The sequence below is a fragment of the Symplocastrum torsivum genome (assembly GCF_059505465.1).
Map to the genome: position 1 here is coordinate 59,602 of NZ_JCACKQ010000115.1, position 14,029 is coordinate 73,630.

Genomic DNA, 14,029 nt, shown 5'->3' on the forward strand with positions numbered 1-14,029 from the left:
ATATGGCAATGACTATTCGTGTCAATTTAAGCCCTAGTGAATCGAATGATACTGTCAGCGAATTCGGAAAACCTAACCCCCCAGCCCCGCAACCCTCGCAAGGGAAGGGGGAGCTAGACTCCCCTCCCCTAAGAGGAGAGGGGCTGGGGGATGGATCACACCCCTGGTTACTGTAGAGGTGCAACCATGAATCCCAAAATTGCCACGATTACGCTAAATCCAGCTATTGACCAAACGGCTTCAATTCCTAATTTCAAAGTGGGTGAAGTTAACCGAGTGGAATGGGAACAGGCAGACCCCGGTGGTAAAGGCGTGAACGTCGCTTCATTCCTAACAGAGTTTGGGTTTTCGGTGACAGTCTCCGGGTTTCTGGGGAAGGACAACATGGAACTTTTCCAGAATTTCTTTACCCAAAAGGACATCCAAAATCGGTTCGTTCCCATTCCTGGCAAAACCCGCGTCAACATCAAAATTATCGACGGGTTGCAGAATCAAGTCACAGATATCAACTTTCCAGGACAAGCAGCGACGGAAAGCGACCTAACAACCCTGCATCAGGTGATTGACGACCTCGCAACAGACCATGACTGGTTTGTACTTTCGGGTAGCCTTCCTGCTGGGCTGTCCTCCAGCATTTATGGGGAGTTGATTGCTCGACTGAAAGCACAGGACAAAACTGTTGTTCTAGATGCTAGTGGTGAGAGTTTTCGCCAAGCCATTCCGTTTGCTCCTTACGCCATCAAACCCAACATTGATGAGTTACGGGAGTTATTCGGTCAGCCATTGGAGAGTGAAAAAGCGATCGCACAAGCTGCTCAAGAACTCTTGACAAAAGGCATTCAATGTGTAGCTGTATCAATGGGAGCGAAAGGAGCCATCTTTGCAGAAGCAGATGAGGTGGTAATTGCCCGTCCTCCAAAAATTGAGGTGGTAAGTACTGTTGGCGCGGGCGATGCAATGGTGTCGGGCTTAGTTACAGGTAAGTTGCGGGGGTTGTCTCTGGCAGACTGTGCGCGACTGGCGACGGCATTTTCAATGGGCGCATTGAGCCAGGTTGGACCACGGCTACCACCAAAGGAAACAGTTGAATCCTTTATGAACCAGGTCAACGTGCAATCCCTGTAAAGGCGATAGCGAAGCGCTGCTGCAAAGCGCAGATCGCTTTTCCTTAGTATCTCAATACGGTAATAGCGCCAGAGGCAATGCCTCGACAGCAAAACCTTAAGACATAAACCTAACAACAAACAACTAACAACAAATAACTAATAACAAACAGATGAAAACGAGCGAAAAAATTGTGGCAGTCACCGCCTGTCCAACTGGAATTGCCCACACCATCATGGCGGCGGAAGCCCTGAAGAAAACGGCTGAGGTGATGGGCTATGACATCAAAGTAGAGACGCAAGGTTCCGAGGGCGTGAGAAGTCCCCTCTCACATGAGGATATTGCGGATGCGGATTTGGTGATTATCGGGGCAGATATCCATGTGGATGCGTCCCGGTTTGCAGGAAAGCCTGTTTATGCTACCTCCACGAGCCGGACAATACGCAGTACAAAGGCAGTCATTGAAGAAGCGATCGCAGAATCCCATTTGGAAGATGCCGAATCCATCGTTCCAACTCCCAACGGTTCCGCCATCCCTGTTCCCCCAGCCGCTGTCTCCACTGCTGCTAAACACCTAGTTGGTATCACTGCCTGTCCCACCGGAATTGCTCACACCTTCATGGCAGCGGAAGCCTTACGGAAAGCCGCAGTTGAACTCGGTCACGATATCAAAGTGGAAACGCAAGGTTCTGTGGGAGCAAAGAATCAGCTAACTCCTGAAGAGATTGCCCAAGCAGATGCAGTAGTGATTGCGGCAGATACCTATGTAGACTTGTCTCGATTCGGCGGGAAGCGGGTTTATGAAACCTCTACAAAGCAAGCCTTGAAAGCAGGGAAAACTGTTATTGAGGATGCCCTGACTATGCCGGAACCAGCGGCGCAGGGAGTCGCAGGGCAGGGGGATTATTTGCAAGCCGTGAAGCAGGCGAAAACCCAACAGTCAGCAAACCGCTCTGGGCCCTACAAGCACCTCTTGACGGGCGTTTCCTATATGCTGCCCGTGATTGTTGCCGGGGGACTGATTATCGCCCTGTCCTTCATCTTTGGTCTGAAACCTGAACCTGGAACCATTGGTGATGCGTTGATGCAGATTGGTGGGAAATCTGCCTTTGCCTTGATTGTTCCGGTACTGTCTGGTTTCATTGCCTTTTCCATTGCCGATCGCCCTGGTTTAGCTCCTGGTTTAATTGGGGGTATGCTGGCAGCAAATCTGGGCATGGGCTTTCTCGGCGGTATCCTCTCTGGATTTCTCGCCGGATATATCGCCTTATTCGTGCGCGATAAGGTGAATTTGCCTCAGAACTTTGAAGGGCTTAAGCCTGTCCTGGTGATTCCATTACTCTCAACTCTGGCAGTTGGGCTGCTACTGGTTTACGTCTTCGGCGTTCCTGTCAAAGCAATTATGGATGGACTGACTGCATTCCTTCAAGGAATGGGACAGACTAATGCCGTTTTGCTTGGCTTGGTGCTGGGTGCCATGATGGCGGTCGATATGGGTGGCCCCGTCAACAAAGCAGCTTATACCTTTGCCGTAGGACTCCTCACTAGCAATATTTATCAACCAATGGCAGCCGTGATGGCAGCAGGGATGACACCTCCACTGGGATTGGCGTTGGCAACGTTGCTTGCGAAGCGTCAGTTTACTGCCGATGAACTTCAGGCTGGCAAGGTGGCAACGGTGTTAGGGTTGTCCTTCATCACCGAAGGAGTGATTCCCTTTGCAGCAAAAGACCCGATCCGAGTGATTCCTGCCTGCGTTGCAGGGTCGGCACTTACTGGAGGGCTGTCTATGCTGTTTGGCTGCACCCTCCGCGCTCCTCATGGCGGTATTTTTGTGCTAGCTATTCCAAATGCTGTCACTCAAGCTGGACTGTATATAGTTGCGATCGCAGCAGGAACCTTAGTCACAGCCTTAGCCATTACCCAACTCAAGCGTTGGCAACCGAAAGCTAAGGAAAAGGAAATAGTAAACGCCTAATATGAAGGTTAAAGGAGAAAGGAGAAGAAAATTCTTTAACCTTTAACCTTTGACCTTATTCCCTAAAACGATTAGATGACAAGAGCCATTTCAATGCTCCAAGAGCTTAGCGTTTGGGGTGCTTGCGGAGAGATTTATGGATTTTTTTCCACTTTTCCTTCTCCACTAGAGCAGCTCGTTGATCTTGTTTCCTGGCGAGGTAATTGAGTTCCTTTTGGAGTTTTTGGTGATTTAGGAAACGTTGGTAATCGAGACTACCATCTGCAAGCGCCTCTTGCACAGCACAACCCGGTTCCTGTTCATGTCGGCAATCATGAAAGCGACATTGCATTGCTAGGGATTTGATATCGGCAAACGTTTCCTGTAAGCCTTCATCTCCCGTCCAAATCTGGATTTCTCGCATTCCAGGAGTATCCATGAGTAAGCCACCTGAGGGCAAAATAATCAATTCTCGATGTTTTGTGGTGTGTTTCCCTCGATCATCTCCTTGTCGAACTGCCTGAACTGATTGAATCGTTTTACCCGCTAGTTGATTTGTAATGGTTGACTTACCAACACCGGATGAACCCAGTAACGCAACAGTTTGTCCTTGAGTCAGGTAAGGAATTAATGCATCTAACCCTTGGTTGTTGACAGCACTTAGGATAATAATCGGCACTCCAAGAGCAATTTCTTTCACTGCTTCTCGGCGTTGCTCAACATCCTCACATAAGTCCGCCTTGTTCAGAATAATGACGGGGTTAGCACCACTTTCCCAAACCAGAATTAGATAGCGTTCAATTCTCCGGAGGTTGAAATCCCCATCCAACCCGGAAATCAAAAATACAGTATCAACGTTCGTTGCAATGATTTGCTCTTCGGTTTTAGTCCCGACTGTTTTCCGAGAAAATTTGCTTTTTCTGGGTAAAACGGCATGAATTGTTGCTGACTTTTGGGCTTCTCTGACACTGATGACAACCCAATCCCCTACAGCAGGAAAATCTTGGCGTTCAGTTGCTTGGTAGCGTAGTTTTCCCGAAACTTCTGCTGAGAGTTCTCCCTGTTCGGTGTAGAGAATGTAGGTATTCTTATGCTCAAGAGCAACTCTCCCAACGGTATATCCCTCTTGTGAATGGCTTTTGTAGCTTTTTGAAAAAAAACTGTTCCAGCCTAATACTTCCAAGTTCATTGGTTTCCTCAATGTGTATTGCTTGTTTCAAGCAAGTTCACAGAGGAATTCTGTTTTCATTTCGGTAAGTAGGTGGCTTTACGTCTTGCACCTTTCTCGATTAGCCTCATAACCCACCCGGAGTTTAAACTCCGGGCTAATAGCTCAAGTCCACGCTTTGTGGACTAAAACTCTTATCAAGTCGTCTTTAGACGAATGCAAGCTGTGAGCTAAGGGTTAAACCCTTAGTGGTTTATTACGACTGGTGGAAGATGTGAGTGCCTACGGGTCGAGTTAAATAAGACTGTTTTGCGCTATGCAGTAGGTGCAAAGCCTACATACCATAGCGTATTGCCTACCTACTCAAGACGAATGGTTGAACAAAAACTCTGTGACTGCTATGTGTTGTCCCTTGAAGTGCATGGTGCTATTGATTGCTACAAGCTCAGCCATGGTCTAACTCCTTGGTTAGTAGTTAAGAATTTCTATTTAATCCACTCATTAATTTAACGTTTAAAAATCAATGGAGCACTTCACCCAGTTGGTTCGCCTGACTGGGTGAGGCTGAGGAATTTTTGGGTGAAACGGTTAAGTTCCTTCTGGATCGCAGCGGATTTCGATCAAGAATCCATCTGGGTCATAGAAATAGATGCCTCGTCCAGTGGGACGGGTGACTGGACCATGATCAATCGTTACTTGATTTCGCTTGAGTACTTCAACAGCATGGTCAAACAACTGTGGATTAATATCAAAGGCAAGGTGATTGGCGCGGGTAAAGGCACGCTGGGGATCTTGGTCGGGTGGTGGTAACTCTGGCTCCCAAAATAAATCGAGTACGGTTCCATCTGGGGTGACGAAGTTGGTGACTTTTCCTTCGGCAACAAGCGATCGCAATGTTGTCGGGACTTCTTCTCCTGTTAGTTCATGCAATCCCAAAATTGCTCCGTAGAAGTGGCGAGAGGCTTGCAAATCATGCACATTCAAAGCAATGTGATGCACTCGGCGCAGATGACCTGGGACAAGGACAGTGTTGAGATCGGGACTAGATAGCATGGTGAAAACAGCTCCATTCCATTACTTACCATAGAAGGCAGACTTTTTTCTTTAAGTCTATAGTTCAAGATAAAAATTAATGATGGCATTCGACTATACATTAGATTTTAAAGCTATAGATTTTCGTGATTCCCCTGAACTTTATCGAGTTGGTAAGGGTGAGCAGGGAGTGCTTCTAGTAGAACCTTACAAATCAGAGATTCTTCCCCATTGGCGCTTCAAAACCCCGGATATTGCAAGAGTATCGAGCGAGAAAATCTATGAGATGTTTCTTGATTATCTAAATCAAGATGATTTTATTGGCGCAGATATGGCGCGAAAATTTCTACAGATGGGATATACGCGATCGCGTCGCTACGCAAACCACAAAAGCGGCAGAAAATACAAGAAAAATCCACAAAAAGAAAGCTCCAAAGAAGCCCAACTTCAAGCTAGGAAAGATATTTTACCGAATGAAGTAGACCCAGTTAAAGCAGAATCTGCGGCAATCTTTAAAGAAAAATGGACACAAGCGAAGACGAACGAGAAATATCTACAGCTTTTAAAAAAGCACAAGGCAATGTACGAGCAAGATTAAAAGCTAGTACACTTATCTGAATATTCTCTAGTCTAGTGGTAAAACACTCTTCAATGTATTAGTGTTTCAAGGGAAATAATGCGATCACTCTAACAACGACTAGAATCTAATATTACCTTAAAATGAACATTCCAGAAGAGTTTGAAGCGCTATGATTCAATCAGGCTAGCGACATAACTGATGATATGACTCTCGTCACCCCGAAACGCTTCACAATCAATGAATATCACCGTCTAATTGAATTGGGATTTCTCACGGAAAATGACCCGGTTGAATTAATTCGTGGAGAAATCATGCAGATGGTAGCTAAGGGAACACGGCATACAAACTGTTGTAGAGATTTGTTGGAGCAACTAGCGGGCTTAGTAGCAGGTCGAGCTAAGTTGCAATGCCAAGACCCAATCACTTTACCATCTAATAGCGAACCTGAACCCGACTTTGCTATTCTACGGAAACGAGCTGATAATTATCGTTACGCTTACCCCAATCCGTTAGATGTTCTACTTGTGATCGAGATTGCAGACTCTACCCTCAAGTATGATCAAGAGATTAAATTACCCCTTTATGCTGAAGCAGGAATCTCTGACTATTGGATATTTAATTTGGTAGAAAATTACCTAGAAGTTTACAGCGAACCTTATCAAGATTTACAAGGAAAGTTTGGTTATAGTACGAAGCGTATTATTTTACCTAGTCAAGCGATCGCTCTTAGCTCTTTCCCTGATTTATTACTTGATTTATCCAAGGTTTTTCCTGGGATTGATAGTTTAAATTTTTTAACCGACTCTGAGTAATGCCCCTATCTGGGAGAGGATATACTCAAATTTTGCCCCAATCTTACCTGGAGAACTGCTGTACAGGTTTTGTACAAGTCAGCAAAGGGTAAGTCTTGTGCTTATTCTAGAAAAAGTAAGATGACCACACACGCAATGCTCAATATTCCTCAACTCCTAGCACAAGAGCTTTCCCTCAAACCCTTTCAGGTACAAAACGCTCTCGAACTATTCGCTGAGGGGGCAACCATTCCCTTCGTTGCTCGTTATCGCAAAGAACGCACTGGGGAGATGGATGAAATCCAGTTGCGTGACTTGTCTGAGCGATTTACTTATCTGACTGAACTAGAAGAGCGAAAAGCGGCAATTCTGGAAGCGATCGCATCTCAGGGTAAACTCACTGATGAACTGAAAGCCAAAATCCAATCCTGCTTACAAAAAAACGAATTAGAAGACCTTTACCTTCCCTATCGCCCCAAACGACGCACACGGGCAACGATTGCTAGAGAAAAAGGGTTAGAACCACTCGTTGAGTTCATCAAGTCACTAAACGTCAAGACTGCTGCACCCATATCGCTGGAGAAGGAAGCAGCAAAATACATCTCTGAAGAGAAGGGAGTCAAGACAGTTGAGGATGCGCTCAAAGGGGCTTCCGATATTCTTGCAGAAGAAGTCTCTGAGAAAGCGGAATCACGCGCCTACCTGCGAGACTACTTGATGAAAGAAGGGCGATTTGCCTCGGAGATTAAAAAGGAACATGCCGAAGGTTCTACAAAATACGAAATGTATCGGAACTACCAGGTAAAGGTAAAAGATGTTGCATCGCATAACTTGCTTGCCCTCTTTCGGGGTGAGACAGAGGGAGTGTTGAACCTTGAACTTACCTTTGAGGAAGACGTTGCGTTGTCCTACCTGGAATCCGAGGAAATCCATACAAAAGTTTCGGCAGTTCGAGACTTTTATCGGGGAATGCTTAAAGATGCATTCAACCGTCTGATGAAAACTTCACTGATTAATGAAGTCCGTTCTGCCAAGAAAACGGAAGCGGATATTGAGTCAATCAAGACGTTTGAAACGAATCTGCGTGAGTTGCTGCTATCTGCGCCTGCGGGAATGAAGCCAACATTAGCAATTGACCCAGGATTTCGGACAGGTTGCAAGGTTGCTGTCCTCTCTGAAACAGCTAAATTTTTAGAATATCAGGCAATTTTCCCTTATCAAGCCGCAGCACAACGAGTTCAAGCCGCTAACACCATCAAGAAGCTGATTGAGAACTATAATATCGAGCTAATTGCGATCGGAAATGGTACAGCTTCTCGTGAAACGGATGAGTTTGTCTCGGAAGTTTTAGCGACGATGGATCGGAAGCCGATTAAAGTAACAGTGAATGAGTCGGGGGCATCGATTTATTCAGCCAGTGATGTTGCGCGACAAGAGTTTCCTGATTTAGATGTTACGGTGCGAGGAGCAATTAGTATTGGTCGCCGTTTGCAAGACCCACTAGCAGAATTGGTGAAAATTGATCCAAAGTCAATTGGTGTGGGACAGTACCAGCACGATGTCGATCAGAAGCTACTCAAAACAAAGTTGGATGAAACAGTAGAAAGCTGTGTGAACTATGTCGGGGTGGATCTAAATACTGCCTCGAAGGAACTTCTAACTTTTGTTTCTGGTATGACACCAACCGTTGCTAAAAATATCCTCGCTTATCGCAATGAGCATGGGGCGTTCAAAAATCGTCGGGAACTGCTGAAGGTGCCGAAGTTGGGACCAAAAGCCTTTGAACAAGCGGCAGGTTTCTTGCGGATTCGTGGTGGCGATAACCCGTTGGACAATACGGCAGTGCATCCGGAAAGTTATGGGGTTGTAAAAGCGATCGCATCTGACTTAAATGTCTCTTTAACGCAGATTACTCAGGCAGCCGATAAATTCAAATCAATGAATTTGAAGAAATACATCACCGATACCATCGGCGAACCAACGCTGCGTGACATCATCAGTGAACTCGAAAAGCCAGGACGCGACCCCAGAGCTGAGTTTAAGTATGCCACCTTTAAAGAAGGGGTTAAGGAAATCAAAGACCTAACCGTTGGCATGGAACTCGAAGGCATCGTGACAAATGTGGCGAACTTTGGCGCATTCGTTGATATCGGCGTACATCAAGATGGTTTAGTGCATATCTCACAACTTGCCGATCGCTTTATTGATGACCCCAAGAAAGTTGTGAAAGTGGGACAGGTTGTGAAAGTGCGGGTAATGGAAGTCAATGAAAAATTGAAGCGAATTAGCTTATCAATGAAGTCAACAGAACAGACAAAGGCTGGACATAGCACGGCAAGAAATCCAGTTAGCACCCCGCAAAAATCACCGACACTAAACGACCTAAAAACGAAGTTTAACAGGAAGAGTTAGAGGATAAATTTAGGTTTTAACTTCAACAATTAAGCTGTCACACATCTTAGTTACTAAGCGGTAACAGCATTCAAGTTATGCATCCATAGCTGTTTTCAGTTGGATGAGGTTAGGACTTACGCAAATTGCTCGTTTCAATACTATTAGTAGTAGGGTGCGTCATGACACTCCTACAGGTAGAAGTTCAGCGTAAGTCCATTTTCTATTTGTAATTCCTTAATCAGGAGGAGCGGCTTAAGGTAGTACGGGAATGTCCTCATCTGGGGTTCGTGTAGGTACTCCCAGATGTTTACGAGCATTATCTTCTGCTAAGCGCTGATCTTCTTTGCTTGTAAACTGACCTTCATCTAGCAAAGATTCCCGACGGGCAGCTTCGTCTCGACTTGGCCGAGCGCCATTTTTCCACTTATATTTGATGTCCATGAGTTCAACACAGGTAAACTGTGCCTCAATTGTGCGGTCTTAATAGTAGGAATTGAACAGCAGCTAGCACTTCTGCTATTAGGGATATTCACTAAGAGTTAGGTTTAGGCTTCAAGGACAGCTATGGAAAGGAGTTCAGAAATTCTCCTGAACTTCTATATTCTTGTTCATTCAAACTCAAACTGGGGAATCAGTTGCAACATTCCTAGCCCCAATTCTTTGGCTGAAAGCGATCGCGCCTCAAATAATGCCATCATGTCACGCGGTTGGGGATTACCACGAGAAGCGCCAGTCAGCCCCTTAGCAATGATTAAGCCACAATGCCCGTTGATTTTCTTACAGCGCTGATCCCACTTTTTACGAGCCGCAACATGAGTCGGGTCAGCTTCCGGAAATTCCCCAAATAGATATAGACTACTGTTTTCCGTTTGGAGAATACCTAAATCATAGTTTTCGCCTTCAAAGGGGTCTTCTCCTGGATTAAAGCAGATTCCTTTCAACCCTCCATCGGTCTGAATTTGCTCAATCAGGGCTTTTGCCTTTGGTCGAGTCGTTTGAATCAAAACAACAGGCATTCCCTCACCATTCGCTTTAATATCTCTAGATTGATAGCAATCAATACTAGTACGCAACATTTCCAGATTTTCCCATGGCATCATGCCTAGGCTAAGGAAAGCATCTTTCGGTACCAAGTCATCCCGTAGCGGCACGGACAAGTCAGCGTCGTCGTCTTCAAAGTCGTCGTCTTCGTCGTCGTCTTCGTCAAAATCAGCCATATCCAGCAACTCGGATGCCAAATCGGGGAGAGTCGCAACCTTAACAGCCACCGTTGATTTCTTGCTTTCCAAGGGAATCGGGATGCGGTAACGCTTGGTGATTGCTGGAAAATTCTCGTCTGCAAACTGGCGAAAAGATGCCCCAAAAAAGCGGTGGATCGCTTCGAGTGCCACATAAACTGCGATCGCTTCTTCCTCATACAGAAATGGTCGCATCCCTTCAAATGGATGTACTGTCCCGAAGCCTGGAACAATCTCCGATACCGACAAATCTGCTAAATCAATTTCTTCGTCTTCATCCTCGTCATCTGAGTCATCCTCCACACGCCCAAACGTAACAAAGAAGCAATCTTGCCCTAAAAACGCTTGTTCCATCATCTCGAATGACTCTTCTTCCAAAACCGAGGCGCGAAATCGCTTAAGAGAATCCAATGAGCGATAGAGCAGTATCCCGTACTCCATCCCCAACATTCCCATCACAGAGGTATACAGCGTTTCGACATCCCAACGATTTATTTCAATCGAGAGGATATTATGGTCAGCTAGCAGTTCCCAAGGAGCGTCCTCCCAAATTTCATAGGCTTTTTCCAACAGGAGGTCTGCATACTCAGGCGGAAGTGTCGGTTTTCGTTGAAGCGCGACTTCCTCAAACCCCCGAAACAACTCATCAATTAGGGGTAAATCTGAGAAGTAATCAATCGTAATATCTAGCTCTTGAAGGACACCTCGTAAAAAAAACTGGAGTTCTCGATCTCGAACTACAATTTTTGAAGGTCGAGCAGGTCGAGCTGGGGTTTGGGGATTCTCCATCGCTCGCAGCAAAGCGCGAACCACAGCTTCTGGACCCATATCTGGAGATACCACATCCATCGCCCGAACAATGCCTTCTGAACCATCCACCCAGAGAATACATTCACCATTGCCTTGGCCATCCGGCTGTGAGTCATCGGCAAAAGCCATCAAAGGACGGCGATCACCTTCCCACACACTAGGAATTTGTGGTAACTTCTTGAGCCGACGACAAGTAGTGGGATTCAGAGCAGACATAGGGTAGGGATAGCCTTAAGTGCGAAAATACTGGCTCTTCAATGAGCCAGTATAAGAGCTAATACTCTTATTAAACCGCAAGAACTCCAGGCTGTTCTTCTAGAAAAATTGTAGTGCTTGTCCTGTCAAGGCATATAAACGTTGGGATTGGCTTAGAGTAATCGTTACAATGAAGATAAACTGCTAATTTAAACAAGTTCACGGCAATCGGATAACATTACTAAATTTCAGCCTGTGAACTTGCTCAAGACATGTTGTCCCTACGAAAAAGCAATATAGGAGTCGCAAGATACTCATGACACAAGCAACTCAGCCGCAACAAAAAGGTATCCAGCTAACGGAAGCTGCCCTCAAGCATGTTCTAGCACTGCGGGAGAGACAAGGACAAGACCTCTACTTGCGGGTGGGTGTCCGTCAAGGGGGTTGTTCTGGAATGTCTTACATGATGGATTTTGAAGACCCAAGTTCGGTGCGAGACAATGATCAAGTCTTCGACTATGAGGGCTTTAAAATCATTTGCGACCCGAAAAGTATGCTTTATCTCTATGGTCTTGTGTTGGACTACAGCGATGCCATGATCGGTGGTGGCTTCCAATTCACCAATCCTAATGCCAGTCAAAGCTGTGGCTGTGGCAAATCGTTTGGTGTCTAAGCTTCAGGTATCCTGACACTTGTTACTACGAAAGAGTTTCAAGCAACGTTGTGCTAACTAAAATACTTAGCCAGACCCAACTATTGAGCGGGGTCTGGTATTGTTTTGGATTGTGAAGAACTAATAATGAACAACTATTTATGACGACCGATTTTGCAGCTATTTTTGATCAAGGTCTGGAACGCTACAACGCAGGTGAAGGTCCAGACACCCTGATTCCTGTTTTTAAAGAAGTGTGCGATCGCGCCCCAAAAATTGCCGCAGCTTGGAGTTGCCTCGCATGGCTGTATTTACTAGATGACAAACCTGAGCAAGCTTATAAAGTCGCTCTTAAAGGGGTCAAAATAGATAGTAATGCTCCCCAAGCCCGGATTAACCTAGTCCTTGCCATGTTAGAAACGGGTCAAACGGGAGTCCGGAAGCACATTGATGTGGCGAAACAACTGATGGCACTTGACTCACAAGTGCGACAGGATTTGTCTGAAAGTATCGAAGATGGACTGGCGAGAAAACCAGACTGGAAGAATTTACAGCGCGTCAAAAACTGGCTAGCTGAAGATTGATACGCAGTTGCATTCAGTCCTAATAAGCTAACGCGGTGACAAGGAGAATAGGGCACTAACCGCTCCGCATCACCGCGACGGAAACCCAAAATAGCACCATCACAAGCACTGCATTCCACTCAAACAACCAACAACCAACAACTGACACCCAATCTCTTCGATATACTGATTGAAGGCTGTCTATTTCTCAAGCGATGCCCTCCGGCAAAGACTTTCTATCTACACACTATCGAATCAGACAGCTAGACTCCGCCACTACAACACTGCTCAATACCCTTTTTAAATTACGGTTGTCCGCATGGTATTTTCAAAAACACAGCTAATTGGTCTTAAAGCAGACCATTTTCGTCATCCTCTGGATTTGCGTGCGACTAATAGCCTCAAGCAAGTACCAGGACTAGACTTAATGGTGCGGAGCCTCTTAGGCCCATTAGCAGAACAGTTTTTTTACCTGAATAATATTGCTGCTAGCGTTTTGGTCGGGGAAAATCAACTACCGCACCTTCATCAGCTACTCTTGGACGCTTGCAAAACTCTGGATTTAGACCCACCCCAACTGTATGTACAGCAGCATCCAGTTCCTAATGCCTATACCTTTGCCATGCGAGGTAAGCAGCCTTTCATTGTTTTGCATACGTCCCTAATCGATATGCTGACACAGGAAGAAATTCAGGCGGTGATTGCTCATGAATTGGGTCATCTCAAGTGTGAACATGGGGTTTACCTGACACCACTTAATATCATCGTCTTAGCGGCTGGTTTATTTCCTGGCTGGGGAACAGTAATTGCTCAAAGTGTACAGGCGCAGATGCTGGAGTGGTTACGCTGTGCAGAATTTACCTGCGATCGCGCTGCGCTACTTGCCACTCAAAACCCCAAAGTTGTGATGTCGGTACTGATGAAACTCGCTGGCGGTTCCCCAACCCTTGCACCGCAACTAAATCTCGATGCCTTTATCGCTCAAGCTAGAGCCTATGATGCTGTGAGTGAGACAGAACTCGGTGAAATGCTTAAATCTACACAGACTTCTCAGCTAACGCATCCCGTCCCAGTTCTACGCGCACGAGAAATTGATCGTTGGGCGAGTTCTCAAACTTATCAATCCTTGTTACAGCAGCAGCAATTTGGTTATAATAATAAGGTTGCCCCAGACAAGGGCGGATGGCGGAATTGGTAGACGCACCACACTCAAAATGTGGCGACCTTACGGTCGTGGGAGTTCGAGTCTCCCCCCGCCCACTGTAGTTGAGAGGCAACGACCATGACACAGCGACTCAAGCGCTGGGAATCTCCTCGCCGTCAGGGGAGAAACGATAAAGGAAAAGGTGGCTCCGCAAGACAGCGACAGCTGAAGAAGCAAACTCAGATGCTGCGTAAGAAGCTCAAAGAGAGCCAACCAGAAGACAACCAGAAGAATAAAGGGGAAGAGACTTCAATTCTCTCCCCTTATTTTTTTGCTTTCATTGTCTAATAAAGTTTCTCTTCGAGATCAAAATGGAGCTTAATCAGCGGTATACCACTGCT

At 45.9% G+C, this 14,029-nt stretch carries 13 protein-coding genes and 1 tRNA gene; 10 read left to right on the forward strand and 4 right to left on the reverse strand.

Annotated features, from left to right (window positions below):
• The first annotated feature begins 186 nt into the window (after positions 1–186).
• Both pfkB and AC5JL3_RS27825 read left to right on the forward strand, forming a co-directional pair.
• Positions 187–1,125: a 1-phosphofructokinase gene (pfkB, locus tag AC5JL3_RS27820; protein WP_496077545.1), complete on the forward strand. Its 939-nt coding sequence runs from the start codon at positions 187–189 to the stop codon at positions 1,123–1,125.
• 151 nt (positions 1,126–1,276) lie between these two features.
• A complete protein-coding gene (locus AC5JL3_RS27825; protein ID WP_496077546.1) occupies positions 1,277–3,082 on the forward strand; it encodes a PTS fructose-like transporter subunit IIB in 1,806 nt (601 codons plus the stop codon).
• 106 nt (positions 3,083–3,188) lie between these two features.
• Here AC5JL3_RS27825 and rsgA read toward each other — a convergent pair whose 3' ends face one another.
• Positions 3,189–4,250: a ribosome small subunit-dependent GTPase A gene (rsgA, locus tag AC5JL3_RS27830; RefSeq protein WP_496077547.1), complete on the reverse strand. Its 1,062-nt coding sequence runs from the start codon at positions 4,248–4,250 to the stop codon at positions 3,189–3,191.
• Positions 4,251–4,817: 567 nt separating this feature from the next.
• Complete coding sequence (locus AC5JL3_RS27835) at positions 4,818–5,282, reverse strand: VOC family protein (RefSeq protein ID WP_192218595.1); 465 nt, start codon at positions 5,280–5,282, stop codon at positions 4,818–4,820.
• Between the two features lie 79 nt (positions 5,283–5,361).
• Here AC5JL3_RS27835 and AC5JL3_RS27840 point away from each other — a divergent pair, with 79 nt between their 5' ends.
• The 3 genes from AC5JL3_RS27840 (at position 5,362) to AC5JL3_RS27850 (ending at position 9,044) form a co-directional block, all read left to right on the forward strand.
• Positions 5,362–5,859 carry a DUF4385 domain-containing protein gene (locus AC5JL3_RS27840; RefSeq protein WP_496077548.1) on the forward strand — a complete coding sequence of 166 codons (498 nt, stop codon included), beginning with the start codon at positions 5,362–5,364 and terminating at the stop codon, positions 5,857–5,859.
• 185 nt (positions 5,860–6,044) lie between these two features.
• Positions 6,045–6,653, forward strand: a complete 609-nt coding sequence (locus AC5JL3_RS27845) for a Uma2 family endonuclease (protein WP_496077549.1) — start codon at positions 6,045–6,047, stop codon at positions 6,651–6,653.
• Between the two features lie 135 nt (positions 6,654–6,788).
• Positions 6,789–9,044 (forward strand): Tex family protein, encoded by a 2,256-nt coding sequence (locus AC5JL3_RS27850; RefSeq protein ID WP_496077681.1) that lies wholly within the window; start codon positions 6,789–6,791, stop codon positions 9,042–9,044.
• 234 nt (positions 9,045–9,278) lie between these two features.
• On the opposite strand, the gene AC5JL3_RS27855 is transcribed toward AC5JL3_RS27850, so the two are convergent.
• A complete protein-coding gene (locus AC5JL3_RS27855; RefSeq protein WP_496077550.1) occupies positions 9,279–9,467 on the reverse strand; it encodes a hypothetical protein in 189 nt (62 codons plus the stop codon).
• A gap of 167 nt (positions 9,468–9,634) precedes the next feature.
• Positions 9,635–11,290, reverse strand: a complete 1,656-nt coding sequence (locus AC5JL3_RS27860; RefSeq protein WP_496077551.1) for a DUF6930 domain-containing protein — start codon at positions 11,288–11,290, stop codon at positions 9,635–9,637.
• A gap of 295 nt (positions 11,291–11,585) precedes the next feature.
• Here AC5JL3_RS27860 and AC5JL3_RS27865 point away from each other — a divergent pair, with 295 nt between their 5' ends.
• The 5 genes from AC5JL3_RS27865 (at position 11,586) to AC5JL3_RS27885 (ending at position 13,976) form a co-directional block, all read left to right on the forward strand.
• Positions 11,586–11,942, forward strand: coding sequence for a HesB/IscA family protein (locus AC5JL3_RS27865; protein WP_192218599.1), 357 nt, complete (start codon positions 11,586–11,588; stop codon positions 11,940–11,942).
• Positions 11,943–12,082: 140 nt separating this feature from the next.
• Positions 12,083–12,505: a tetratricopeptide repeat protein gene (locus tag AC5JL3_RS27870; protein WP_496077552.1), complete on the forward strand. Its 423-nt coding sequence runs from the start codon at positions 12,083–12,085 to the stop codon at positions 12,503–12,505.
• Between the two features lie 298 nt (positions 12,506–12,803).
• The gene (locus AC5JL3_RS27875; protein ID WP_496077553.1) at positions 12,804–13,682 is read left to right on the forward strand and encodes a M48 family metallopeptidase; all 879 of its coding nucleotides are present in this window, start codon (positions 12,804–12,806) and stop codon (positions 13,680–13,682) included.
• Positions 13,661–13,744: transfer RNA gene (locus AC5JL3_RS27880), tRNA-Leu, on the forward strand. Before AC5JL3_RS27875 ends, AC5JL3_RS27880 begins: the two co-directional genes overlap by 22 nt.
• Before the next feature lie 22 nt (positions 13,745–13,766).
• Positions 13,767–13,976 (forward strand): hypothetical protein, encoded by a 210-nt coding sequence (locus AC5JL3_RS27885; protein WP_496077554.1) that lies wholly within the window; start codon positions 13,767–13,769, stop codon positions 13,974–13,976.
• Positions 13,977–14,029: the final 53 nt, after the last annotated feature.